The sequence below is a fragment of the Streptomyces sp. NPDC052701 genome, from assembly GCF_040678355.1.
GTDB lineage: Bacteria > Actinomycetota > Actinomycetes > Streptomycetales > Streptomycetaceae > Streptomyces.
Genome location: NZ_JBFATO010000060.1, coordinates 1 through 23,432, shown reverse-complemented (window position 1 = coordinate 23,432; position 23,432 = coordinate 1). Strand labels below are relative to the sequence as shown.

The 23,432-nt window shown below is 66.8% G+C and carries 19 protein-coding genes and 8 pseudogenes; 18 read left to right on the top strand and 9 right to left on the bottom strand.

Features of this window, described 5'->3' with window-relative positions; translation table 11 throughout:
- Positions 1-369 precede the first annotated feature (369 nt).
- A pseudogene (locus AB0L29_RS34890) lies at positions 370-1,088 on the top strand (IS6 family transposase).
- A gap of 336 nt (positions 1,089-1,424) precedes the next feature.
- Here AB0L29_RS34890 and AB0L29_RS34885 read toward each other — a convergent pair.
- Positions 1,425-1,505 (bottom strand): annotated as a pseudogene (locus tag AB0L29_RS34885) (HNH endonuclease); the annotation flags it as partial.
- Between the two features lie 184 nt (positions 1,506-1,689).
- Here AB0L29_RS34885 and AB0L29_RS34880 point away from each other — a divergent pair.
- Positions 1,690-2,187 (top strand): lamin tail domain-containing protein, encoded by a 498-nt coding sequence (locus AB0L29_RS34880; protein ID WP_365833277.1) that lies wholly within the window; start codon positions 1,690-1,692, stop codon positions 2,185-2,187.
- 572 nt (positions 2,188-2,759) lie between these two features.
- On the opposite strand, the gene AB0L29_RS34875 is transcribed toward AB0L29_RS34880, so the two are convergent.
- Both AB0L29_RS34875 and AB0L29_RS34870 read right to left on the bottom strand, forming a co-directional pair.
- Entirely contained in the window at positions 2,760-4,088 is a 1,329-nt protein-coding gene (locus AB0L29_RS34875; protein WP_365833279.1) for an NUDIX domain-containing protein, read from the bottom strand.
- Between the two features lie 875 nt (positions 4,089-4,963).
- Positions 4,964-5,731, bottom strand: a complete 768-nt coding sequence (locus tag AB0L29_RS34870; protein WP_365833275.1) for a VWA domain-containing protein — start codon at positions 5,729-5,731, stop codon at positions 4,964-4,966.
- Between the two features lie 130 nt (positions 5,732-5,861).
- Between AB0L29_RS34870 and AB0L29_RS34865 the strand changes: the two genes are divergently transcribed.
- The 4 genes and pseudogenes from AB0L29_RS34865 to istB all read left to right on the top strand — a co-directional run bounded on the left by AB0L29_RS34865 (position 5,862) and on the right by istB (position 9,671).
- Positions 5,862-6,728, top strand: a complete 867-nt coding sequence (locus AB0L29_RS34865) for an IS5 family transposase (protein WP_365833273.1) — start codon at positions 5,862-5,864, stop codon at positions 6,726-6,728.
- Positions 6,729-6,774: 46 nt separating this feature from the next.
- Positions 6,775-7,122, top strand: a pseudogene (locus AB0L29_RS34860) (IS6 family transposase); the annotation flags it as partial.
- A 154-nt stretch (positions 7,123-7,276) separates the two neighbouring features.
- Positions 7,277-8,907 (top strand): annotated as a pseudogene (istA, locus tag AB0L29_RS34855) (IS21 family transposase).
- A pseudogene (gene istB / locus AB0L29_RS34850) lies at positions 8,904-9,671 on the top strand (IS21-like element helper ATPase IstB). Before istA ends, istB begins: the two co-directional pseudogenes overlap by 4 nt.
- A gap of 50 nt (positions 9,672-9,721) precedes the next feature.
- Here istB and AB0L29_RS34845 read toward each other — a convergent pair.
- Positions 9,722-10,459 (bottom strand): hypothetical protein, encoded by a 738-nt coding sequence (locus AB0L29_RS34845; RefSeq protein ID WP_365833271.1) that lies wholly within the window; start codon positions 10,457-10,459, stop codon positions 9,722-9,724.
- 161 nt (positions 10,460-10,620) lie between these two features.
- Between AB0L29_RS34845 and AB0L29_RS34840 the strand changes: the two are divergent.
- The 4 genes and pseudogenes from AB0L29_RS34840 to AB0L29_RS34825 all read left to right on the top strand — a co-directional run.
- Positions 10,621-10,995 (top strand): annotated as a pseudogene (locus AB0L29_RS34840) (DDE-type integrase/transposase/recombinase); the annotation flags it as partial.
- An 81-nt stretch (positions 10,996-11,076) separates the two neighbouring features.
- A complete protein-coding gene (locus tag AB0L29_RS34835; protein ID WP_365833269.1) occupies positions 11,077-11,280 on the top strand; it encodes a lactococcin 972 family bacteriocin in 204 nt (67 codons plus the stop codon).
- Between the two features lie 116 nt (positions 11,281-11,396).
- Complete coding sequence (locus AB0L29_RS34830) at positions 11,397-13,487, top strand: hypothetical protein (protein WP_365833268.1); 2,091 nt, start codon at positions 11,397-11,399, stop codon at positions 13,485-13,487.
- A complete protein-coding gene (locus AB0L29_RS34825; protein WP_365833266.1) occupies positions 13,484-14,155 on the top strand; it encodes an ATP-binding cassette domain-containing protein in 672 nt (223 codons plus the stop codon). The genes AB0L29_RS34830 and AB0L29_RS34825 overlap by 4 nt, the downstream gene beginning before the upstream one ends.
- A gap of 61 nt (positions 14,156-14,216) precedes the next feature.
- On the opposite strand, the gene AB0L29_RS34820 is transcribed toward AB0L29_RS34825, so the two are convergent.
- Entirely contained in the window at positions 14,217-15,158 is a 942-nt protein-coding gene (locus tag AB0L29_RS34820) for a hypothetical protein (RefSeq protein WP_365833264.1), read from the bottom strand.
- A 14-nt stretch (positions 15,159-15,172) separates the two neighbouring features.
- Here AB0L29_RS34820 and AB0L29_RS34815 point away from each other — a divergent pair, with 14 nt between their 5' ends.
- Positions 15,173-15,814, top strand: coding sequence for a transposase (locus AB0L29_RS34815; protein ID WP_365833262.1), 642 nt, complete (start codon positions 15,173-15,175; stop codon positions 15,812-15,814).
- A gap of 12 nt (positions 15,815-15,826) precedes the next feature.
- Here the strand turns inward: AB0L29_RS34815 and AB0L29_RS34810 are convergent, their stop codons facing one another.
- Positions 15,827-16,210 carry a hypothetical protein gene (locus AB0L29_RS34810; protein ID WP_365833260.1) on the bottom strand — a complete coding sequence of 128 codons (384 nt, stop codon included), beginning with the start codon at positions 16,208-16,210 and terminating at the stop codon, positions 15,827-15,829.
- A gap of 153 nt (positions 16,211-16,363) precedes the next feature.
- Here AB0L29_RS34810 and AB0L29_RS34805 point away from each other — a divergent pair, with 153 nt between their 5' ends.
- The 3 genes from AB0L29_RS34805 (at position 16,364) to AB0L29_RS34795 (ending at position 18,942) form a co-directional block, all read left to right on the top strand.
- A complete protein-coding gene (locus tag AB0L29_RS34805; protein ID WP_365833258.1) occupies positions 16,364-17,215 on the top strand; it encodes an IS5 family transposase in 852 nt (283 codons plus the stop codon).
- 448 nt (positions 17,216-17,663) lie between these two features.
- Positions 17,664-18,704: a hypothetical protein gene (locus AB0L29_RS34800; RefSeq protein WP_365833256.1), complete on the top strand. Its 1,041-nt coding sequence runs from the start codon at positions 17,664-17,666 to the stop codon at positions 18,702-18,704.
- Positions 18,705-18,753: 49 nt separating this feature from the next.
- Positions 18,754-18,942, top strand: a complete 189-nt coding sequence (locus AB0L29_RS34795) for a hypothetical protein (RefSeq protein WP_365833254.1) — start codon at positions 18,754-18,756, stop codon at positions 18,940-18,942.
- Between the two features lie 53 nt (positions 18,943-18,995).
- On the opposite strand, the gene AB0L29_RS34790 is transcribed toward AB0L29_RS34795, so the two are convergent.
- Positions 18,996-19,454 (bottom strand): hypothetical protein, encoded by a 459-nt coding sequence (locus tag AB0L29_RS34790; protein ID WP_365833252.1) that lies wholly within the window; start codon positions 19,452-19,454, stop codon positions 18,996-18,998.
- A 318-nt stretch (positions 19,455-19,772) separates the two neighbouring features.
- On the opposite strand from AB0L29_RS34790, the pseudogene AB0L29_RS34785 reads away from it, so the two are divergent.
- Together AB0L29_RS34785 and AB0L29_RS34780 are read left to right on the top strand one after the other, a co-directional pair.
- Positions 19,773-20,282, top strand: a pseudogene (locus tag AB0L29_RS34785) (IS701 family transposase); the annotation flags it as partial.
- 2 nt (positions 20,283-20,284) lie between these two features.
- Positions 20,285-20,511: pseudogene (locus AB0L29_RS34780) on the top strand (transposase family protein); the annotation flags it as partial.
- A 19-nt stretch (positions 20,512-20,530) separates the two neighbouring features.
- Here AB0L29_RS34780 and AB0L29_RS34775 read toward each other — a convergent pair.
- Positions 20,531-20,899 carry a hypothetical protein gene (locus AB0L29_RS34775; RefSeq protein WP_365833251.1) on the bottom strand — a complete coding sequence of 123 codons (369 nt, stop codon included), beginning with the start codon at positions 20,897-20,899 and terminating at the stop codon, positions 20,531-20,533.
- 121 nt (positions 20,900-21,020) lie between these two features.
- Here AB0L29_RS34775 and AB0L29_RS34770 point away from each other — a divergent pair, with 121 nt between their 5' ends.
- Positions 21,021-21,839 carry a DUF2785 domain-containing protein gene (locus AB0L29_RS34770; protein WP_365833249.1) on the top strand — a complete coding sequence of 273 codons (819 nt, stop codon included), beginning with the start codon at positions 21,021-21,023 and terminating at the stop codon, positions 21,837-21,839.
- Positions 21,840-21,900: 61 nt separating this feature from the next.
- Here the strand turns inward: AB0L29_RS34770 and AB0L29_RS34765 are convergent.
- Positions 21,901-22,709 (bottom strand): IS5 family transposase gene (locus AB0L29_RS34765; protein ID WP_365833247.1). Its coding sequence is split into 2 segments (ribosomal slippage): positions 21,901-22,359 and positions 22,362-22,709, totalling 807 coding nucleotides; the frame shifts between segments, so codons are not numbered across the junction.
- A gap of 165 nt (positions 22,710-22,874) precedes the next feature.
- On the opposite strand from AB0L29_RS34765, the gene AB0L29_RS34760 reads away from it, so the two are divergent.
- Positions 22,875-23,417, top strand: coding sequence for a hypothetical protein (locus AB0L29_RS34760; protein ID WP_365833245.1), 543 nt, complete (start codon positions 22,875-22,877; stop codon positions 23,415-23,417).
- Positions 23,418-23,432: the final 15 nt, after the last annotated feature.

Below are 23,432 nucleotides of genomic sequence, written 5' to 3'. Positions count from 1 at the left end.
TACGAGCGAAAGGCCGAACACTTCCTGGCCTTCGTCGGCATCGCCGCGGCCCTCATCGGCTACCGCCGACTCACCAAGTGAAACGGCGTCTTAGCGTCGCTGCTGGTGTTCTGGTCGCTGGCGCCGGCGCCGATGCCCACGCTGCTACCTCGATCTGCGCCAGGAGCTCCCCGCCGCGGCCAGCTCGACCACGGCGTAGCGCTCATGGCGAGGGAGGGTCTTCGCCGAACAGCGGTACCTGCGCTACGCCGACGTCCGTGCGGATGCGGTGCGGCCGGGCAGGATGCCTGAACCGTCCAGCAGGCACTGTCACGTTGGCTGATGGGGTGGGGTGATTTTCGGATTGGTCGTGCTGGAGGGAAGGTGTCCGTGGGGAGCGCGTCGCCGTCGTACAGAGGGCACCGGTACCCGGTCGAGGTCATCTCCCGCTGCGTGTGGTGGTACTTCCGCTTCCCGCTAGGCTTCCGCGAGGTGGAGGAGCTGGTGCTCCAGCGCGGCGTCATCGTCTCCCATGAGACGGTCCGCCGGTGGTGTCTGGAGTTCGGACAGGTCTACGCCGACGGACCGTGCCGCCGCCGGCCCCGCCCTGGGGACGAATGGCACTTGGACGAGGTGTTCATCAAGGCCGGCGGAGAGCTGAAGTACCTGTGGCGGGCCGTGGACGCCGACGGTAACGTGCTCGACATCCTGGTGCACAGCCGCCGGGACAAGGCTGCGGCCCGGCGCTTCTTCCGCCGCCCGACGAAAAAGACGCGTGCTGTCCCGCGGGTGGTGGTCACCGACAAGCTCCGCTCCTGCGGTGCCGCCCACCGCGAGGTCATGCCCTCCGCTGAACACCGCTCGCACAAGGGCCTGAACAACGGGCGGAGAACTCTCACCAGCCCACGCGGCAGCGGGAACGCGTGGTGAAGGGCTTTTGCAGTACCGGCGGAGCCCAGTGGTTCCTGTCCGCGTTCAGCGGCATCTCCCCGCACTTCCGGCCCCACCGGCACCTGATGACCGCCTTCGAATACCGAGCCGAGATGACCATCCGCTTCGCCATCTGGGACCAGGTCACCGGCGCTACCAACCCGCCCACCACGGCCTGAACACCGGCCCTGACCGCGGGCCCACCACGCTCCGACGCATTATCGGACAGTCACGCACCCAACAACGTGACAACACCGCGTGGCGCCTTCACCGAGCGGGCGCGCCGGACCGCCGTCGGCAGTGCACCGGATGCGCAGGCCGCTGGCGATGCGCACCGCCCAGACGGGCAATACGTCCACCGCCAGCACCCGCACGAGCCCGGCCGCGGCCACGGTGGAGTGCACTGAGTGCACCCGATGCGCACCGGCGATGCCCGGCATCCACTCCACCAGGTGGAGCCCATCGGATGGGAATGCGAGGAGTTGTCGGCCTCTGCCTCCGCTGTCGTGCCACCAGGCGGGCGGAAGCCACTGGGCGGGATCCTGGTCGGCCTTGGAGCGGTTGGAACGAGCGGTGACCACCAGGCTGGCCCCACGCCCTGTCTTCCACGTGGTGCCGTAAGGGCGCCGGCATTTCGTCCTGGACCGGCTGTGCGCCCCCATCGGCGGCCGGTGGCGGTCACTCGAACGGGTGATGGAGTGTCTTCCTGTGCAACCGTGGCGGCTGTTTGCCGGTCCTGCTCATGCAACATCGTTCAATTCAAGTGTGGGGAGCATCCTCTTGCGTATCCGTTCCGTCCTGGCTGTCGCTGTCACCGCCGGCGCCCTGGCCGCTTTCGTTCCCGCGGTGTCGGCCCAGGCCGCCGAGTACAGCTCGGCCCTGAAGGTCCGCGGCATCCAGTACGACGCCCCCGGCCGGGACTCCAACAGCTGCTCCACGGGCAACACCGACCAGGAGTACCTGACGGTCAAGAACTACTCGTCCTCCACGACCGTCAACCTCAAGGGCTACGTCGTCAAAGACGCCGCCGGCAACCGCTTCACCTTCACCGCCAACCACTACCTGCAGCCCGGCGACTACATCAAGCTGCGCGGCGGCCACGGCACCGATTCCGACGCGAACAACGTGGTCTACCGCGACAACTGCAACTTCCTGTGGAACAACGACCAGGACACCATCTACCTGTACAAGCCCTCCGGCGCCCGCGCGGACGTGCACTCCTACACCAAGCGCGACCATGACCGGGACGGCAACGGCTACATCAGCTACCACAGCTGACACCCGGCCCCACCCGCAGGCCAGCCCCGGCCTGCCTGAGCGCTCCGCCAGAACGCTCCTGGACAACCGGCTGCACCAACCCGCGCGGCTGCGCTGAGCTCCGGGCCCGGGCCGGGGCCGTGTGAGCGCCCCGGCCGCGGGTAGGCGGCACCTGACTGGGGAGTGAAGCACGAGGGCGGCGCGTACCGGCGAAGAGTACGCGCCGCCCTCGCACGTCTTCCGGTGCTGCGGGAACCAGGGCAGTCGGAGGACGACCACGGCCAGGAGCCGGTCAAGCCCCGCCACGGCCTGTTCCGCCGGCGGACCTGACCTGGGCAAGCCGAAGGCGGCCCTGGGAAAGCCCTCCCTCTAAGGAGGGCTTGCCCAAGGCGCCTGGTCGACGCCGGGCTGGGGACCGCGAGCTGCACAGTCCGGCCGCGGCAAGGCGCAGCGGCATCTCGCCGTGCCCGCAGCCGACGTCAGAATCCGAGCGGGCGTGGCCGGGAGCTCGGCGAGAAGCCGGCGTTCCACCAGGTCGTGACGCAGGCGGCCCCGCGCGCTGTCGGAGTGGGCGGCGTACGCGGCACCCACGGTCACCGCCCCCACCCCAGTTCCGTGTAGGTCCGGCCCGCTTGGATGCCCTCGATGGCCGCTCGGGTGTAGGCGACGATCGGCTCGGGCAAGTCCTTGACGTTCCACCACCCCCAGGACACGCACTTGTCGGGCTCCTGCCGCTTTGGCTCACCCACCCAGCGGCGGGCGCGGAAGAAGAGCTGGACACGGGGCGGGTCAGCGGGCCGTTCCCTCATGTGCACGGTGTGGACAAGTTCGACGTCTGCCGACTCGATGACCAGGTCCGCCTCCTCGTACGCCTCGCGCACGAGGCACGCCGTCGCCGATTCGTCCTCGCAGTGGCCCGCCAGGACGTGCCACGAGTCGCCCGCGTATGCCGAGTCGGGGTGCCGCAGACCCAGCAGGACCTGCCCGTCGCGTTCCAGGTAGAGGTGGACACCGACCACGTTCAGCACGGTCCCGGACGGCGCCTCCGCCCGCGCGGTCCCTGCGGGCGCCGCCGGGCCGCCGGCGGGCAGGGGATGTTCGGCGGCGTGCTGCTCCAGCAGTTCCCGGGTCGAGGGCAGCATCGTCATGTTCGGGAACTTTTCGGGTCGCACCCAGGCGAGCATCACGCCCTCGGTGAGCGGCAGACTGGCCGGGTCGCCGTTCCAGAGGCCGGTGAACACCTGGATCGGCATGTGGGTCCCGTCGCTGCCGGTGACGTACTCGACCGCGTACGGCTCCAAGCCGGCGAGGGCCAGGCCAGCCTCCTCGCGCAGCTCCCGGCGGACCGTGTCGAGGAGGGTGCGGTCCTGTGGCTCCCGGCCGCCGCCGAGCAGCGACCAACATCCTGGCTCCCAGATCCACGGCTTATTGGCGTCCCGCAGGTGCAGCAAGTAGCGGCCCTGGCCGTCGTGGATGATCGCGGAGGCGTTCACCGGTTCCGGTTGTCCGTCCAGCTGCGCGTGGAGGAGTTTCGCGCGCAGGGTCGGTGAGGTGACCTCCGACATCGGTAGCCACTGGGCGCCGGAGACCTCCTCGTCCTGCAGGGTGACCGCCGGCGGGTTGTCGTCGGCGAGGCAGAACACGTAGCGGAAGTCGTAGTGGCGGTGGGCCGGTCCGCCCTTGGCAGGGCTGGCATAGATGTCATGGACGTCAATATCGATCGGGGAGCCGAGCATCTGCCGGGTCAGGCACAGAGCGCCCGGTGCGATCCCGGCCTCCTCCGATACCTCGCGTAGCGCCGCGGCCTGCAGCGTGCGGTCCTCAGGCTCGACGTGGCCGCCGGGGGGGGGAGCATGAGACCAGTGACCCGGTGCCGGATATGCAAGACCCGGCGCTGGCGGTCGATGACGACGGCGCTGCAGGTGACGTGACCGGGCAGCGTCGTCCGGGCGGTTGCGTCGACGGGCTTCTCCAGCGTGGCGAGCAGCTCGGCCAGGGCGTCCCGCTCGTCAGGGTGGCGGCCGAGGTACGCCTGGACGGTCTTGCGGATCGCGGAGGAGGTGGGGGGCATGAGCGTCGTCTCGCCTTCGACGTGGGACGGTTCTGAGGGCCGGGCTGTGGATTCGCGCTGGTCAGCTTGTGGTTTTCTGGTCGGGTGGTTGGGCGCCGCAGGAGCCAGCCGAGGCTTTCGGCAGGTTCCCGGCCCCGCCGTTGCCGCGTTGGACGGACGTCAATGAGCTCCCCCTCGTGGACGCAATGGTGGTGTCGCTGTGCTCAACGACGCGGCACCGGTCTCGAACACCTGCGCTTTCGGACGGGTTGCGCACCCTGGAGTGGGCGGATTTTCGAAGGTGCGCGGTGCACCGACCCTTGCCGTGCAAGAGCACACGCCCGAAAGCATATTGGCCGAAACGCCGATGCTCGCTCAGGTCGGGACGGGTTCGTCAGCGGGCTGGGCGGTGTCGGGTGCCGCCGGGCGAGCCCAATGGCCACTTACGGGCGCTCCACGGCTTCGGGTTGCCTCGATGGGGTGCGTGTTCGGTGTGGACCGATGTCCTGGCCCTACACCGAACCCTGGACCAGATGGTCACCTCAGTACGGCGCGGCCTGGCTTGGGTCCACGCGCATGCCAGCGAGTTACGGACCGCCCCCGAGGCCATCCACAGTTGAAGTAGGGGATGCGATCGACCGTGCGGGCCGCCGGACGCCGACGCTTCCTCGGCTGCTGCCCTGCTGGGCGTACCGGTGAACCACGGTGCTTGCCGACGCACTGGCGTAGAGAACGCCTTTGAAAATTTCACTGCACGATGCCGGCGGTATGGGCGGCGGCCAGCCAGTCGGGGAATTCCTGCAGGAGTTGGTCGAAGAGTTGGTGGTCGGGAATGCTCTGCGGGGTGCGGCCAGCATGGAAGAAGCCCGCGTTGTCGACGATGCGGCGGGCCGGGACGGCGAGGGTGTCCAGCTTGCGCAGGAACGCGAACTCGTTGTCATCGGGGTCGCCGAAGCCGATGAACTGCCAGAACAGGGGCAGGCGAGCGGCCTTGCAGAGGTAGCGTTCGGCAGCGAACTTGCTGGTGGGGCCGCCGTCGGTTTGGAAGACGACTAGGGCGGGGCAGCGGCTGCCGGATTCCATGTAGTGGTCGATGACCTCGTCCATGGCCCAGTGGTAGTTGGTGCGTCCCATGTGACCGAGGTTTTCGTGCAGTTTGTTGATCCGGCCGCGGTGTCCGCCGAGCGTCAAGTCCGTGGATCCGTCGACGTCGGTGGAGAAGAACACCACCGGAACGGTGCCGTCGTCATCGAGGTGAGCCGACAGCGACAGAACCTGCTCGGCCAGATGCTGCATGGTGCCGTTGCGGTAGTAGGGTCGCATCGACCCGGAGCGGTCCAGCACGAGATACACCGCAGCCCGCACGTCCTCCAGCCCGTGCCGGCGCACGCTGGCCCCCGCCGCCTTGTACAGGCTGACCAGATCGGGCGCTCTTTCCTGCACCTTGGTCAAGTTGATGGCCGCGGTGCGCTCACTGCCATTCGCCGAGATCACCCCCTCATGGTGGCGCCCCATTCCCGAGCAGGTGCAGCATTTGCCCATTCGGCTGCGGACAGTGCGGCCTGGTCTGCTTACTCCACTCATCGTGCTGCTGGTCCTAGGGTCTGTTGCGAAAGTGGATCTTGGCTGTGGATGATCACGTCCTGTGGGACGTGGTGATCTGACGAACGGCCAGCGGGCCCGGCTGGAGCCGTTGTTGCCGCAGGGCATCAAGCCGGGTCGTCCGCCGGTGTGGACGCGGCGGCAGCTGATGGACGGCATACGGTGGCGGACCCGGACCGGTGCTCCCTGGCGTGATGTGCCGGAACGCTACGGGCCCTGGGAGCGGGGCTATGACCTGTTCCGCCGCTGGCAGCGCGATGGCACCTGGGCCAGGATCGTCGCCCAGCTCCAGGCCGAGGCGGATGCGAAGGGCCTGGTCACCTGGGAGGTGAACGTCGACTCCACCGTCTGCCGGGCCCATCAGCACGCCGCCGGAGCAGCGAAAAAGGGGGACCTGCAAAAGGAGCCACCCGGCGGCGTCGCCGTCGAGCCGGCCGACCACGGTCTCGGACGCTCCCGGGGCGGGCTGACCACCAAGATCCACCTCGCCGTGGAGCAGGGGCAAAAGCCACTGTCCGTCGTGATCACAGCCGGTCAGCGGGGTGACTCGCCACAGTTCGAACCGGTCCTGGAAGGGATCCGGGTGCCACGGCTCGGTCGGGGCCGGCCCCGTAAGCGACCGGACCGGGTGCGGGCCGATAAGGCGTACGACTCCCGCAGTAACCGGGCCTACCTGCGAAGACGCGGTATCAAGGCGACCATCCCGGTCCCGGCGGACCGCGTCCGCAACCGCTACAGACTCGGCTTCCGAGGCGGCCGGCCGCCGACGTTCGACAAGACCGACTACAAACAGCGGCACGCACTCGAATGCGGGATCAACCGGCTCAAGCGGTACCGGGCCGTGGCCACGAGGTACGACAAACTCGCCGTCCGCTACGAGGCGACCGTACGGCGCTGTCACGTTGGCTGACCGGGTGGGATGATCTTCTGGTTGGTCGTGCTGGGAGGGGTCGTCCGTGGGCAGCGCACCGCCGTCGTACAAGGGGCACCGGTACCCGGTCGAGGTGATCGCGCACTGCGTGTGGCTGTACTTCCGCTTCCCGCTCAGCTTCCGCGAGGTCGAGGAGCTGATGCTCGAGCGCGGCGTGATGGTGACCCACGAGACGATCCGCCGCTGGTGCGCGAAGTTCGGGCAGTCCTACGCCAACGGCCTGCGCCGCCGCCAGCCCCGGCCCGGGGACAAGTGGCACCTGGACGAGGTCTTCGTCAGGGTCAACGGCGAGCAGCGGTACCTGTGGCGGGCCGTCGACCAGGACGGCAACGTGCTCGACATCTTGGTCCAGAACCGGCGGGACACCGCTGCGTGGCTTTATCGAGCAGTAGTGACGTCGCTTGTCGATAAGTTTGGGAGGCGCCCCGTTCCACGGACGGGTGGTATTGATGAGTTTGGGAGGCGCCGGGTCTCTTGCCAGGGCAGCATCGGGGTGCTCCTGGTGAAAGGTGCTGGTCATGCCGCAGATGTCGAAGGTCGAGCTGTATGCGGCGATCCGGCGTGACCATCGCGGCGGCATGTCGATGCGGGAGCTCGAGCGCAAGCACGGCGTGACGTGGCGGACGGTTCGCAAGGCGCTGGATTCGGCATGGCCTGAGCCACGGAAGAAGCTGCCGCCCCGGGCGACCGCTCTGGACCCGTACAAGCCGGTGATTGACGGCATCCTCCGTGCGGATCTGGATGTTCCGCGCAAGCAGCGGCACACGGTCACCCGTATCTTTCACCGCCTGGTCGACGAGCACGGGGCGGACGTCTCCTACGGGATGGTCCGCTACTACGTTGCCGCCCGGAAACGGGAGATCCTGGTCGAGTCCGGCAAGGCCCGCTGGAGGCGTTCGTCCCGCAGACCCACCAGCCCGGGCACGAGGCGGAAGTCGACTTCGGCGACGTGACTATCCGTCTCGCCGGCGAGCTGGTGACCTGCTACTTGTTCTCCTTCCGCCTGTCGCATTCGGGCAAGGCCGTCCACCGGGTGTTCGCCTCCTGCGGCCAGGAAGCCTTCTTCGAAGGCCACGTTCACGCGCTGCGGACGCTGGGCGGTGTCCCCCGGAGCAAGGTCCGCTATGACAATCTCAAGGCCGCCGTCGCACGGGTGCTGGGACTCAGCCGGGCCAGGGTGGAGGCCGAACGATGGATCGCCTTCAAGTCGCACTTCGGTATCGAGAGTTTCTACTGCCGTCCGGGCATCGAAGGCGCCCACGAGAAGGGAGGCGTCGAGGGACAGATCGGTTACTTCCGCCGCAACCACTTCGTTCCCGTCCCCGAGGTCGCCTCACTCGCCGAGCTGAACGAGATGGTCGATCAGTGGGACCGGCAGGACGACGCACGCCGCATCGGTGCCCGGTCCAAGGCCGTCGCCGAGTGCTTCGCACTCGAACAGCCCTTGCTGATGCCGCTGCCCGAGGAGCCGTTCGAGACGGGCCGGCTGTTCACACCTCGAGTTGACCGCTACGGCCAGATCCCGGTCCGCACCAACCGCTACTCGGTGCCGATCCGGCTGATCGGTAAGCGGGTGCGGGTCGTTCTGCACGCTTCTCACCTGGTGGTTTACGACCAGAACGTGGAAGTGGCCCGGCACGAGAGGCTGATCGCCAAGGGGGCCGTGCGCTTGGAGCTGGATCACTACCTGGAGGTCCTGGTCCGCAAGCCCGGCGCGTTCCCCGGCTCCACCGCCCTCGAACAGGCCCGCTCAGCAGGCAAGTTCACCCCCGTCCATGATGCCTGGTGGGCTCAGGCTCAGAAGGTTCACGGTGAGCGGGACGGCACCCGGGCCTTGATCGAGGTCTTGCTGCTGGGCCGGCATCTGCCGCACGAGCACATCGTCGCCGGTTTGGCCGCAGCTTTGCGCGCCGGGGCGATGACCGCCGACGCCGTCGCCCTGGAGGCCCGCAAGGCAGCCCAGGCCGAGACCGAGCCCGACCTGGCAGGCCGGCCGCTGCCCGGCACACCGCCGGCGAACGTGACGTCCCTGCACGAGTGGAAGCTGTCCCATCTCCCGCCGGACACCAGGCCACTGCCGTCGGTGACCCCCTATGACCAGTTGCTCCGACGTCGTCGCGTCAGCGGCGGCGCCCACCGAGAGGGAGAAGCACAGTGACTCTGCCCCGCCGGCGAGGCTTGACCGAGCAGGCCGCCGACGCAGCCATCGACACCGCCTGCCGCATGCTGCGGCTGCCGTCGATCCGCAACGAGTTCCCCGACATCGCCGACCGGGCGATGAAAGACCAGATGACCTACCGCGGCTTCCTCGCCGAGCTGCTGATGACCGAGTGCGACGACCGGGCCCGCCGACGCTCAGAGCGCAGGATCAAGGCTGCCGGCTTCCCAGGGAGAAGTCCCTGCGGGCCTTCGACTTCGACGCCAATCCGAACGTCGACCCGGCCATCATCCACACGCTCGCCAGCTGCGAATGGATCAAGAAGAGTCAGCCTCTCTGCCTGATCGGCGACTCCGGGACCGGCAAGTCCCACATGCTGATCGCGCTGGGCACCGAGGCGGCGATGAAGGGCTACCGGGTCCGCTACACGCTCCGCCACCAAGCTGGTGAACGAGCTGGTCGAGGCCGCGGACGAGAAGCAGCTGAACAAGACCATCGCCCGCTACGGCCGCGTCGACCTCCTCTGCATCGACGAGCTCGGCTACATGGAACTCGACCGGCACGGCGCCGAGGGCCTCTTCCAGGTCCTGACCGAACGGGAAGAGAAGAACAGCGTCGCCATCGCCTCCAACGAGTCCTTCGGCGGCTGGACCAAGACCTTCACCGACCCCCGCCTCTGCGCGGCCATCGTCGAAACGGGCACTGACTCCTACCGGCTCGCCAGCACCCGAGCACGGGTCGAAACCCCGGCCAAGGCTGGTTGACAGAGGAGCCGGCCCCGCCCGCCATGTCGAGAGAAGTGTGGTGGCCCAGTTCAGCTGTGTTGCATCCAGACGTTGGGCTCCTGATACACGCCCTCATCGGCCGAGCGGTTGATCCGCAGGAGGCTGAGTCCATCAGGGATCACGTAGTCACCTGACTCGGGGAAGGTCATTCCGGTCCAGCGTTCCCACTCGGCAACCGTGCCAGTCATGGTCTGCGAAGCCGGAGCGGCCGAGAGTATCTTGGCGCCAAGGCGCTGGTGGGTTCGAATCCAAGGGTCAAGAGCCATGCCGTCCTCACGGCTCCACCGCATGAAGTTCTCGATCGGCGTCAACGGATACTGGGCCTTCATCGTTGGGCGGACCGGGGCTATGACCTGGTCCCATCCGGCTTGTCCCGCTGTCTGACGGAGTGCTTTAAGCATCTCCCCCGCCAGCCCTCGTCCCTTCAGCGACGGGGTGACGATCGCACCGCAGATCACGAGAGTATTGGGTTCGATTTCTTGTTCACGGCCCTCGACGGCGTGAACAAGAGCCTGGGTATACCCCGTGGGGAGGGACTCAGGCAGCCCATCCCAGCGAATCGGTACACCCCAGCCTGAAGCTACTGGCACATCATGGTCATCTATCAACATAAGGTTCAAATCGGCGAACCACTCTCCGGCCCTGCCTATGTACTCCTTCACTAGCCGGTCAGCAGTGATGAACTCCGGGAAGCCTTCGCTGAAGAGCTCCTTGAGATGTGCATCCTGCCAAGTGCGTGAGTCAGTCCGTTCGATCTTCAAAATCATTGCCTGTTCATAGCACACCGCCTGTGAGCAGCCGCCCTCCCAATCAGGCCCGGCCACCCACAGTGCCGTCATTTCCCGTGCACATCTACGAACGTTCGGATCGCTCGCTGCCTCCCGAACCGGCGAACAAACGCTGCTGGTGGAAGTGAACGAAGCCAGCTGCGGCCAGGCGCTTCTTCCGTAAACTATTCAAGAAGACTTGCTCGGTGCCGCGGCTGGTGGTCACCGGCAAGCTCCGTTCCTACGACGCGGCCCACCGCGAGGTCATGCCCTCCGTCGAGCACCGCTCGCACAAGGGCTTGAACAACCGGGCCGAGAACAGTCATCAGCCCACCCGGCAGCGTGAACGCGCCATGAAAGGCTTCCGCAGCGTCGGCGGAGCCCAGCGGTTCCTGTCCGCGTTCAGCGGCATCTCACCCCACTTCCGATCCCGCCGCCACCTGATGAGCGCCCCCGGCTACCGAGCCGAGATGGCCATCCGCTTCGCGATCTGGGATCAGATCACCGGCGCCGCCGGCCAGCCCGCCAAGGCTTGAGCACCGGCCCGAAACCCGGTCCTCCCCACGCCCCGATACGCGGTCAGAGACCCACGCACCCAACAATGTGACAGTGCCGTCGTGAACGTTGGCGGTGGCACCTGGGACTACGGGGCCGGCACCTCCTACGTGTGGTCGGACTACTACCACAAGGACAAGTGCCACGGCTCGACCTCGGTCGGCGAATACATCGACAGCGACGAGGCATCCGCCGGCAACTGGTCCATCACGCAGGCTGATGCCGCCCTCTCAGGCAACGAGACCTACTACCGCACCACCTGCTGACCAGTCGGCAGCATGCGTAACATGCCCCCGAAGAGGCCCGCGCACTGCGGCCCTTCGGGGGCATGCGTGCTCTCCGTCATCTGGCCAGTCGCCCCCCACAGTCTCGTAGGACACGTATGCTGCACCGTGGCGTCAAGTTCGCCCACGCCGTCATCCTGGCGTTCTCCGCCCTGTTCTCCTTCCTGTTCCTCAGGAGCTTCGAAGACCAGTGGACCCTGGGCTACGACGCGGTCGTCCAGGTCACAAAGTCGCGGGACACCAGTACCGGCCGCGCCATCGAACAGGCCGTCGAAGCGTTCGCCCGCGACCACGGTGTCACCGTGGGCCGCCAGGAACCCGACCTGGAACACCCCGACCGCATCCGCGACCTCTACCTGACCCCGACCGGCCCCCGCGCCGAGTGGCTCGACAGCGGCTATCCCGCGTTCAGCCCCGGCCAGGCCACCACGACCCGGCCGTTCTCCGAGGTCGCGGACCGCGACCCGCGCGGCCTGTACTACCTCTTCGGCGATCCCGACGCCGTCCGGCCCTTCCTCGGCCTGCTGGAGCAGCACGGCCTCACACCATGGCACCCCCAGCCAGCTTCCCCCGACCAGCTCTCCTACGCCTACGGCGGCAGCGCCCTGGCCGGTTCCCTCGTCGTCGTCGCCCTTGCCTGCGTCACCATGACTGGCGCCGGCGTCCTGCTCAACGCCAAAGCCTATGGAGTACTGCGTCTACAGGGCATGTCCCTGCCAGCGATCCTCGCCCGCGACCTGCGCCGACTCGCCCGCTTCTGGACGGCGTCCCTCGGGGTCGTGGCGGTTGTGGCGACCGCCCTGTTGGCCTGGTACAACCACCTTGCCTGGTTCGGTCTGTTCGCCCTCCTCGCGGCCGCAACGGCGTTCGTGTTCACGGCACTTGTCCTCGCCACCCATGCCGCGATGCTCACCCTGGCCGCGCGCACCGGCATTCTGTCCGCCCTCAAGGGCGAGATACCCGCCCGCTCTACCGCGACCGCCGCCTACCTCGTGCGCGTGCCGGCCCTTCTGCTTGCCCTCGGCATCGCCACCTCGGTCCTGCAGGCCGGACAGGACCTCGCTCGGCGCGAAGACACCCTCAGCGTGTACAAGAAGGCGGGCGACGCCTCCACCGTCCGCCTCAACGGCTACCTCGGCGCCCCCGACGCGCTGAAGAAGCTGGAGGCGAAAGCCGGTCCCTGGCTGCGTCAGGCCGATGCCGACGGCCAGATCGTTCTCGTCGGCCACAAGGACCTCGCACGCTCCCGCGACGCCCAGGGCATCCCCGTCGACGACCTGACGGTGGCCAACGAGACGTTCCTCGACCGGCAGAAGATCTTCGCCCCGAACGGCCGCCGCTACCCGGCCTCAACCGGCGGCGACGGCCGCATCCTGCTCCTGGTCCCGCAACACCTCGCCGCTCATGCCGACAAGCTGACAAACCTGGTGCCCGGCCTGGTCAGCCCTTCCGACCCGGACCAGATCTCGTCCGAGCAGATCGACGTAAAGACCACCGCGGACAGCCAGGAGATCTTCACCTACAACGCCCGGGGCACCCGCGAAGCCGGACAGGACCGGTTCTCGGACGAGTCCTTCCTCACCGACCCGGTCATCGTCGTCGTCCCCAATGGCACCGGCTACATCAGCGACAAGGGCTACACCGCCTACGCTTCCAAGCGCAGCATCGTCTTCCCCGACCCGGCCGACATCACCGCCGGCATCGACGCCCACCATCTGCGCAACGAGGTCGTCGGAATCAGTCCCATCGCTGCCGACGCCGCCCAGGCCATCCGCGACATCACTGCGGACTTCCGGCTGCGACTGTTCAACCTGGCCGTCGCCCTCCTGGTTCTGCTCGTCACCGGCGTCGGCGTCGTCATCGTCCACACCCGCAAAAACGCCCAGCGGATCTTCGCCCGGCACATCCACGGCTGGACCTTCGCTACCACCCACCGCACCCTCTTGGCCGCCGAGGCTGCGATCGTCGCCCTGCTCGTCTCCTGGCTCCCCTACCAGGTCCACCAGTGGAATCAAGGCCTCGAGCAGTACAAAGCCATGGGCATCCCTGCCCCTCGTGACCCGATGACGATCACCGGCCAGGACCTGACCCTCATCATCGGCCTCGTCGCGGTCGAGATCGCCGCCGCCCTCACCGTCCTGGCCTTCTTCCACCGCCGCATCGTCAAGGAAGGATCGACCGAAGCGTGATCGACCTGACCGGGCTGTCCAAGTCCTTCGGCCCCCGCATCCTCTGGCAGGACCTGACCTTCACCATCGAGGCCGGGCGGATGCTCGCCCTGACCGGCCCCAGCGGATCAGGCAAATCCACCCTCCTCAACTGCCTCGGCCTCCTCGACACCCCCACCACCGGCACCATGCGCCACCATGGCCAGGACATCACCAGGCTCAGCCCACGCAGGGCCCGCGCCTACCGCCGCGACACACTCGGCTACCTCTTCCAGAACTACGCCCTGATCGACAACGCCACCGTCGCCGACAACCTCAGCGTCGCCGTCAAGCCCGTCCGCTCGAACCGCGGATCCCGCCCCACCCTCGCCCAGGCACTGGAGCAGGTCGGACTCGCCGGCCGCGGAGACGACATCGTCCACCGCCTCTCCGGCGGTGAACAACAACGCGTCGCCCTGGCCCGCCTCATCGTCAAGCAACCCGCCCTCGTCCTGGCTGACGAGCCCACCGGCGCCCTCGACCTCGACAACACCCACATGGTCATCGCCACTCTCCGCGCCCTGGCCGACGCCGGCTGCGCCGTGGTGATCGCCACCCACGACCCCACCGTCAGGGACCTGTGCGACAGCGTCCTGCAGGTAGGAACCACCACCCACCCCAACCCCGTCAAGGAGATCACCGCCGCATGAACCCCCGTCTCACGTGGTCTTTCGCAGGTGTCGTCGCCGTAGCCGCCGTCGTCTTCCTCGTCTACGGCACCCACGCGCTGACGATCATCCAACGCATCGCCCTCCGGGTGTTCTGACCAGTCCCCAGTAGGGGCGGGGACTGGCGCGACGGCTGATGCCCCGTTTCCAGTCCCCGCCGCTTCAAACCGTGCATGCAGTTTTTCCGCGAACGGCTTTCCCCAGCTCGGGCGGCCATCCAGCAGCACCGCCCGACCAGGCCGCGGCCGGCCCGTACGCGCCACGCGGCGTCATACCGCCGGGGCCCCTTCGCCCGCCGCGGCTTGAGCTTGGACACCCCGGTGTCCGGATCGATGAAGAGCTCGTCGTTGTCCGGGTACTCCCCGTCCGCCTTCGCCGCCGCCTCCGTCAACCGCCCCCGCAAGGGAGCCACAAGCGCCCGGCCTTCGAACGGCGACATGTCGCCCGCCTCCCGCAGGCCGACCTCCGCCAGGTCCTCCGGCAGCTTCGCCTCCACCTGCTCCCAGGGCAGCAGCTGCTCGGACCAGTCGGCGTACTCCTCCGATCCGATCACCGCCACGTCCCCGGTGCGCAGCTCGTCGGCGAGGTAGTAGAAGACCATGGCCTCGAAGCGGCGGCGCACGAAGTACCCGGGCTGGCGGCGGTCACGGATGACCTTCTGCCAGTTCTGCGTCGCGAAGGAGACGTCGGCCTTCTTCCCGCCCGCGTCACGGTCGGGGATGTAGTCGCGGGCCGGGGTGCGGTTGGCCTTCGCGTGCAGCAGGGCGTCCAGGACGCCGGTGTCCTCGCTGGTGGCCTTCAGCTCGACGACGTCGGTCAGGTCGGACATCACCGGACGGTCGGCCTTCAGGTGCCCGTGCAGCAGCACCTCCCAGTTGTCGCCGTGATGGGCGGAGACCTTCTCGATCTGCGCGTACTGGGCCTCGAACCTGCCGAGCTTGTCCACCGCCGACAGCAGTGAGCCCAGGCCGTTCGACTGGACCATCAGCCTCTCGACCAGTGCAGGCCGCGCTGAAGCGCGCCGGTCGTGAATGGAGCATCGCCACCGGAGCGGACCGCATCCGTGGCGTCTTCCGGGCCGAGTGGGCCCACCACTCGCCGCTGGTCGAAGAAGCCCTCGGCAAGCAGATGCTCGCCCTTCTGGTGCAACTGGAGGTGGCCTGCACGGCTGCCGACGACCTTGCCGGGGCGGTCGAAGACGCTTTCCCTCAGTACCCGGACGCTGACACCCTCCTCAGCTTCCCTGGCCTCGGCGTCCAATTCGGCGCCCGGGTGCTTGCCGAGATCGGCGACGACCGCAATCGCTTTGCCGACGCCCGCGGCCTGAAGGCATGCGCAGGCTTATCGCCCATCACCAGAGCCTCTGGGAAGAAGTCGAGCGTCTCCCGGCGATGGGTGAAGAACGACCGGCTCAATCACGCCGGCTACCTCTGGACTTTCGCTGCCATCACTCGATCGCCCGGGGCCAAGGTGCACTACCGGCGGCGCCGCGACCACGGGGACTGGCGCTGCGCGGCTCAGAGGAACCTCTTCAACCGCATGATCGGACAGCTCTACTGCTGCCTGCAACACAACCGGACCTACGACGAGGCCGTGGCCTTCCCAGAGAGCGGTGCCGCCGCACAGGCAGGTGCAGCCTGAACCATCGAGCCTTCACCGAACAACACGAATGTCTGGCAACACCGAGGCGTCTACGCCTTCCCGGGCGAGAACGGTCCGCGCCAGCTCGCGGACAGCACTCCACCCGGGGTCGCTGCCAAGAGCCGCTGTCGTCCACCGGTTCTCGGTCTCATCGCGTGTCATCCCGTCGAAGATCGAGTCGATCACCCGCAGGTCGGGCAGCGCGTCATGGCCGAGGAGCCCTTCCTCCACCAAGCGCTCGGCCATACGGAAGGCGTGCTCAAAGTCGAGAGCGATCTCGTCCGTCACGACACCGTGTTTCTCCGACCACGTTGTCTGGTCCGATGCCGGTGCCGCCATCACCGTCAGCGACTCGATCAGGAGGCGCCGGCGAAACGAAGAACCGTGAGTATCCACAGCGAAATCATCCCCCTCCTCTCGGAGCAAGAAATCCGCCTGTTCGACCGGCCCCCAGCAGCCGACTTGACGCTTTAGAGGGCATCTGATCTAGATAGTGGGTGTTCTGGGATGTTTGTGTGACCGGTGGTGTTGGCGGTCGTTGCACCGTGTGTGAGTGCTCGCCGTCCGTACCGCAGTGATGTGTCCGATGCCCGCTGGGCTCTGATCGAGCCAGTCTTCACCGCCTGGCGGGCGAGACGGACTGGCCCCGGTACGGCGGCCCGGGTGCACGACCTGCGAGAGATCGTCAACGCGATTCTCTACGTCAACCGCACCGGCATCCCATGGGAGTACCTGCCTCATGACTTCCCGCCGTACAAGACCGTCTACGACTACTACGCAAAGTGGGAAGCGGACGGTACGACCCAGCAGGTCCACGACCTGTTACGTGACAAGACCCGCCGAGCCCACGGCCGCAGTGCCAAGCCGACTGCGGCCGTGGTCGACGCCCAGAGCGTGAAGACTTCGGCAAATGTGGCCGAGACCAGCCAGGGCATCGACGCCGGCAAGAAGATCAAAGGACGCAAACGGCACCTGATCACCGACACGCTCGGTCTCGTGCTGGCCGTCCTCATCACTGCCGCGAACGTGCACGACACCACCGGCGGCAAGCTCCTGCTCGACGACGTGGCCGCGAACTACCCCAGTGTCTCCAAGGTCTGGGCCGACGGCGGATACCAGAACAGCATCTTCAATCACGGTGCCCTGCTTGGCATCGACGTGGAGGTGGTGCAGCGGCCACGAGCCAAGGGGTTCGAGCCGCTGCCGAAACGCTGGGTGATCGAGCGGACCTTCGGCTGGCTGATGCAGCACCGCCGCCTGGTCCGGGACTACGAAGCCCTGCCCCAGAGATCCCGAGCAATGATCCACTGGGCAATGGCTAACAAAATGTCCCGCGAACTGACGGGAGAATCTACGCCTACCTGGCGAATCGAAACGGACATGACCACCACAACAACCTGAACGGTGATCAGACGCTCTCTAGGGAGCTACCCCCGCGGCGCGGGGACGACGTTGACAACGCCCGCTATCGCGCTCGTCCGTCGGCCTGCCAGTGTCCTATGGACCCTCCTACGCGACAACCGAGTCTTCGCACCTCCTGCGCCGGCCAGGCGATGAGGGTCTGCGAAGGCGACTACTCGAACGTGTATTTGAGACAGGTTCGACCCCGATCAAGCCAGAGGGGATCATGTTGAGGTTGTGTACTCCTTGTGACAGGTAGCTCTGTTGGGGCCCAGGCCGCATGGTGTGTACCTGAGAACAGGGGTGCTGAATGATGATGAGGCGTGTGCTCGCGCGGGCCCGAATACGCGTGGCCGCTGTACTGGTCCCCGGATTGGTGACTTCACTACTCATGCCCTTGAGTAGTGCCCAGGCTGACGACTCTGACTCGCTGAGCATGGAGTCATACATGCGGCCGGTGAACGCCGAGCCGCTCGACCTCGCCGAACTTCAACAGCAGCCGAGCAAGCTGCGTAGCCTGTCCAACGAAAAGACCACGCAGGCCGTTCTGCCTCGTGAGACGCTCGGCCGGGCCAAGACGTACGCTCCGCTCGCCACGGAGCATTCGGCGCGACGCCAGCCTTCGAGCGATAAGCCGCTCGCCTCCCGGGGGCCAGCGGAAATCACCCTTCCCGAGCCGCCGCGCACGATGACGACCCAGGAATGTGTCGCTGGACTGGCGACGAAGACCTTCTTCATCAAGTCCCGCTACGCACTGTGCTCCGGTAAACAGTTCGACCAGGTCTGGCTGCGCAACGGGCGCCCCGTCGGCACCAGCCGCTTCGATGTCCTTGCCATCGGCACCATTCCGAAAAACAGCAGGACCATCACGGTCACGTACTACTTCACCGACTTCACCGCGGCCAAGGAGAACGGCGCTGCCGCGATGGGCATCACGACGAAGGGCAGCATCACCAATCTCTGGCCGTCCACTGCGGCATACACGCAAGGCGGCATTACGATGCCATTCACTCGGACATGGAGTCAGCTCCTGGGTACGGACACGTACCAGCACACGTTGACCGTCGCCGCCGGCCAGGGGTATGACAGCGCGAAGACCGATCTCATTGCCGCGGTGTATGTGCCAAACATCAGCATCAAGGCACCGCCCGCGTGGACAACGGAGCCGATCACGGGCGGCGACTTGTTCATGCTGCCGCCCCGCTGGGACAAGGCCCCATACCTGCCCAACGCAGCGGCGGGGGCAGCCTCATGGGCCGTCCTCACGCCGCTGCAGTACAGCACGGCGGTCGGAGCTCCTGAGCGGGAGGTGGCCCTGCATATCCAGAAGGCGTTCACCACGCCAGGTATGACGCAGCCCCCCCATGTCGAAGAAGGACGTTCCAGGCAAGAGTCCCAATCCCGCGCTAACGCGCCTGTATTGGGACACCAAGCGCCGAGAGCTGAACCGCAACCGCTCCGTCTACAATTGCGGGAAGTACTTCGGTGAGGACTATGCAACGTCAGCCGGGTACGCAAGAGAATGTGATGAGTATCCGATGGCATCTACGTACGAGGGGGCGGGCCGCTCCGACTACGATCATCTCGCCGAGCCGGGAAACTTCAGTGTCTTGCCCGTCAAGAGGGAGGACAATGGAGCTGCCGGAAACCTGCTCGCCCAGTTCTATGACAAGAACAGGGTCGTAGACGGACCGGACGACGGCTTTATGATCGAGATCACCTCGTAGGCGCCCTTGGCCAGGCGCGGGGGTGGCTCGGGAGATGCGAGCCACCCCCAAAATCAAGCGTTCGGCCAGAACTGCGCGATGTAGCGCTCGACTCCGTGCACCACACCGTGCTGGGTCTGCGCAGCTACTGCCTCACGGCCGGTGCACACCACTCGTACCGTCCAGACGCCGGGCCCGTCCGACAATTCGATCGCCTCCAGCATCGGTCCCACCGCCATCCCTCTGGCGCGCAACTTGCCCGAAGAACAAGCGATGCTCGCCAGGGCTGTCTCGTCCCATTCTCCGGTCGGCACTGCAGGCTCCCCGTCCCAGATCTCCACCGTCAGGGATGCAGTGTGGGTATGCCCGGCACTGTAGAAGTCAAGGCGCCCAGGGTGAGCAGTGAGGAACGTGCCGCTCTCGAAACCCTCGGGGAACAACACAGGAACCTGTGTGTCGTCGAAGTCCTGCAAGGCCCATCCGTTGTAGTCCACATTTACCAAATGCTCCCGGCGCCTGATCAGGCTGGCCACGTCACCCACCCCTTGTCGTCGTCTGATGCGCAGGGCTCCATCATCGTCGATCTTCGGCGGCGAAATCACCACGGAACCGGCCTTTGCGCGGCTCAGGCGGCGGAAGCTACGTGGGCATGCCATGGCTCATCGCATCTCGACAGACCATGCATGCGGCTTGTCTCAATCCTTGAGACTCCCCGTGGGAGCACTGTCACGTTGGCTGGCCGATGGGATGATCTTTTGGCTGACCGGGCTAATAGGACTCCGTTAGGTCTTCGGGTTCGGCTCACCGAGTACGCCGCCGCGCAATGGGACCTCGAACTGGACGATCTCTTCCTGACCATCGGGCACTGCTTCGGCCGAGTTGAACTCCGCCGCCGCATGCGTGACTACGTACGCGGGCTGCTCGCCCCGGTGGCCCGCAAGAACAGCTGGCAGCTGGCCGAACAGGCCGGCCACCCCACGCCCGACGGCCTGCAGCACCTCCTCGCCGGATCGAAGTGGGAGCCCGATGACATCCGCGACGACCTGCAGGCATACGTCGCCGACAAGCTCGGCGAGGCCGACGGCATTCTGATCATTGACGACACCGGGTTCATCAAGAAGGGCACCACCTCAGCCGGGGTCCAGCGCCAGTACTCCGGAACCGCTGGCCGGACCGAGAACTGCCAGATCGGCGTCTTCGCCGCCTACGCCTCCACCCGTGGCCGGGCCTTGGTCGACCGCGAGCTCTACCTCCCGAAGTCCTGGACCGAGGGCCGGGAACGTTGCCGCACCGCAAGGGTTCCCGACGAACGAGAGTTCGCCACCAAGGGCGAACTGGCCCGGCATATGGTGCTGCGGGCCGAACTGGCCTGCTCATTCCGCACCGCAAACGACGTGGCCAGAGGCATCTCAGCCCGCAACAGAAGCGGAGAATGCCGTCCACCGCCGGGCACGAGCCCGGGTGGAACACGCCCTGTCCCGGTTGAAGAACTGGAAGATCCTGCGAGACTGCCGCCTCAAGAGCAACGGAGTTCACCAGGCCATGCTCGGCATCGCCCGACTACACAACTTCGCCTTCAGCAGTCGGTGATTACCTCAGCCAGCTGCTGTCAGGTGCCGTAAGGCGGCGGGTCGATGGCCAGGACTGGTAGACCAAGCTCCAGGGGCCACCCAGGTCGCCATCGGCTGAGCCACTCGTCGAAGTCCTCTCGCAGGAACCGAGGATCTACCGGCTTCAGCCGAATCTGGGGTCGTTCGTCAACCCACCAGACCTCAAACTCAGCCTCGGTGCCCTCCATCGGCCACCGAGCGGCATCTTCCGGCAGCAACAACACGTCGACGAAGCCGCCGACGACGAGTCCGATGTCTACGAAGACGCCGATCGTGCCTGGTCTTGGTACCTGGACCACCCTTCCGGAAACGCGCTGCCCGAAGTGCAGTCGGCGACGTGTCTCCTCCCACTCCTCCATGCTCACCATCGGGACATCTTCCCAGGATACGAGCCCTTACAGGACAGCCTTTAGACGCTGTTTCAGATGGCGAGTCGGCGATAGCGGACGAGGCCGCGAGTCTCCGCCAGCAGTGTGAAAGCCTGACGTGATGAGTGCTGACTTCGTCGACTGGCCGTCGATCGCGGCCGACGACTTCCCCTTCCCTCAGGCGGTACCGACGACTCAGCTTGCCGACGAGTTGTCGGTCATGTTGCTCTCGCCCGACCCTGAGATCCGTGACGACTACGCTTACACCGCAGCCGCCCGCTGGATCAGGGAAGGACATCTCGACGACGTTCTCGAGGCACTCGGCGACACCGCCGCCAGCCGATTCATCCACCCCGAGGTACAAGCTCGGACCTTTGCACCGCTGATCCTCTGCTCCGTTCTGACGCGCGGACACACTGTCCCCGGCCTCGTGCCGAAACAGGCTGCGGAGCGCTGGTATGCCGAATTCTTGGCCTGGTATCCGGAAGAGCAGGACACCCGCGGCTGGGACGACTCCCTGGGCTGGCTGCATGCCGTCGCACACGGGGCCGACGCTGCTGCCGCGTTCGCAAAGGCCCTGCCCGACCGCTGCACAGAACTGCTTGAACTCTGTGCCCGCAGGATGACGGCCGCGCAGAGCGACTACCGGTATGCGCAGTTGGAGGACGCGAGGCTTGCGCGGGCGCTCCTGCGTATCCTCCAGGCCCCCGGCCTGAACCTCGAGCAGGCCACCGGCTGGCTGACCGTGGTGGCGGATGCCCTGGACGGAGGAGGCCCCGGGCCCGTCCCGGTCTGGGCGTTCAACACCTTTGCCACCCTGCAGTCCCTTCACCTGCACCTGGCTCGAGGCCTCGTGGATGAAGACGTCCCGCCGCATGCCGAAGCGGTTGCCGCCTGTACCGCCGATCTCCTTCGCCTGCCCTGCTACTGGCTCGCCTGACACTGCAGCTCCGGCATCAGCGCGGGCCGTTCTCCTGCTACGCGTAGCCTTCGCCGTGGTTTCACCTGGTCAGTCGGCGGTAGCTGATGAGGGTGGCGGCTACGCCGACAAAGGCGAGGAAGTGCTCGGCCTTGCGTTCGTAGCGTCGGTGCAGGCGGCGGCATCCGGCGAGCCAGGAGACCGTTCTTTCGACGACCCAGCGGTGGCGGCCCAGTCGGGTGGAGGACTCGATGCCCTTGCGGGCGATTCGGTGCCGGATGCCGCGGTTGCGCAGCCATCGGCGCAGGTGGTCGTAGTCGTAGCCCTTGTCGGCGTGGAGCTTGGCCGGGCGCCGGCGGCGCGGTCCGCGTCGGGAGCGGATGGGCGGGATTCCGCGCACCAGTGGTTCCAGGCCGAGGCTGTCGTGGGTGTTGGCGCCGGAGATACCCAGGGACAGGGGCAGTCCGTTCCGGTCCGTGATCAGGTGGATTTTCGATCCCGGCTTGCCGCGGTCGGTCGGATTCGGTCCGGTCAGTGGCCCCCTTTTGCAGCCCGGACGCTGACGGAGTCGATCGCGCACCGCGACCAGTCCAGCTCGCCCTGGGCACCGAGCTCGTCGAGGATGACGCGGTGCAGCCGGGCCCAGACCCGCTCCCGACTCCACTGGGCGAAGCGCCGGTAGACCGTCGGCCAGGCCGACCCGAACACCGGCGGCAGCTGCCGCCAGGTACAGCCCGAGGTGGCCACGAAGATGACCGCGGCCAGGCATTCGCGGTCACCGGCCCGCCGTCGGCCACCGCCCTGCGGGCGTATGACCTGTATCGGCGGAACCACCCGCCGGAACAGCGTCCACAACTCGTCCGGCACCAACCGCTCCACCAAATCCGTCATGCACGGCTCAACGAGCGATCACGCCATCAGAAACGACGTCTTAGGGCGCAGCGGCAGACTGTCCGTGCCCGTCAGGACGCCGACGAACGTGAGGATCTGAAGCAGATCGAGGCGGTGGTCGCTGACACCAGTCGGGGCCAGGTGTCGCAGGAGACTGCCGTCAGGATGCTGCGGAAGGCCGGCTTCGATGCCATGGAGCGCTACCGGCGTTTCGACGCGCCGTGGACGGTCGAGTGCCTGCAGTGTGCCGCCACGCTCCGTATCCGGCTGTCCGATGTAGTTCTGGCGCGGGCCTCGTGTCCGGACTGCCCCAAGCTCACCGAACACGTGCGTGAAGCCTGGGCAGAACTTCTGACGAATTCGTCCGGACTGCTCAGCCGCCAGCTCGTGCGCGCACTGCGGGCCGCGACGGTACTGCCGGCCCGCCTGCAGCGCGACCACCTCGACGTGCCCGTGTTCGTAGCCGACCGCACCACCCTGCGCATCCTGCAGTCCAGTGCGTGGCATGACGCGCTGAAAGATGTCCTGCGCCGTCATATCCGGCGGTCGTTCTACCTGGACATCCTGCTCGTCCACGACTACGACACCATGCCCGCTTCCCGGAACGGGCACCGGCACCGTCGGCTCGCTGAACCGCACCGGCTCGAATGGAGACTCGATTTCATGAAAGGATCGAGTCATGGCACGACCTTCCCGTTACCCGCTTGAGCTCCGCCGTCGTGC

Coding starts and splice junctions, on each gene's coding strand:
- AB0L29_RS34845 (WP_365833271.1), bottom strand. CDS start 10,459: ATGATTTTGAAGATCGAACGGACTGACTCACGCACTTGGCAGGATGCA.
- AB0L29_RS34820 (WP_365833264.1), bottom strand. CDS start 15,158: ATGGTCCAGTCGAACGGCCTGGGCTCACTGCTGTCGGCGGTGGACAAG.
- AB0L29_RS34770 (WP_365833249.1), top strand. CDS start 21,021: ATGAGTGCTGACTTCGTCGACTGGCCGTCGATCGCGGCCGACGACTTC.
- AB0L29_RS34795 (WP_365833254.1), top strand. CDS start 18,754: ATGGCATCTACGTACGAGGGGGCGGGCCGCTCCGACTACGATCATCTC.
- AB0L29_RS34800 (WP_365833256.1), top strand. CDS start 17,664: ATGCGGCCGGTGAACGCCGAGCCGCTCGACCTCGCCGAACTTCAACAG.
- AB0L29_RS34775 (WP_365833251.1), bottom strand. CDS start 20,899: ATGGTGAGCATGGAGGAGTGGGAGGAGACACGTCGCCGACTGCACTTC.
- AB0L29_RS34830 (WP_365833268.1), top strand. CDS start 11,397: ATGCTGCACCGTGGCGTCAAGTTCGCCCACGCCGTCATCCTGGCGTTC.
- AB0L29_RS34870 (WP_365833275.1), bottom strand. CDS start 5,731: ATGGGGCGCCACCATGAGGGGGTGATCTCGGCGAATGGCAGTGAGCGC.
- AB0L29_RS34760 (WP_365833245.1), top strand. CDS start 22,875: ATGCTGCGGAAGGCCGGCTTCGATGCCATGGAGCGCTACCGGCGTTTC.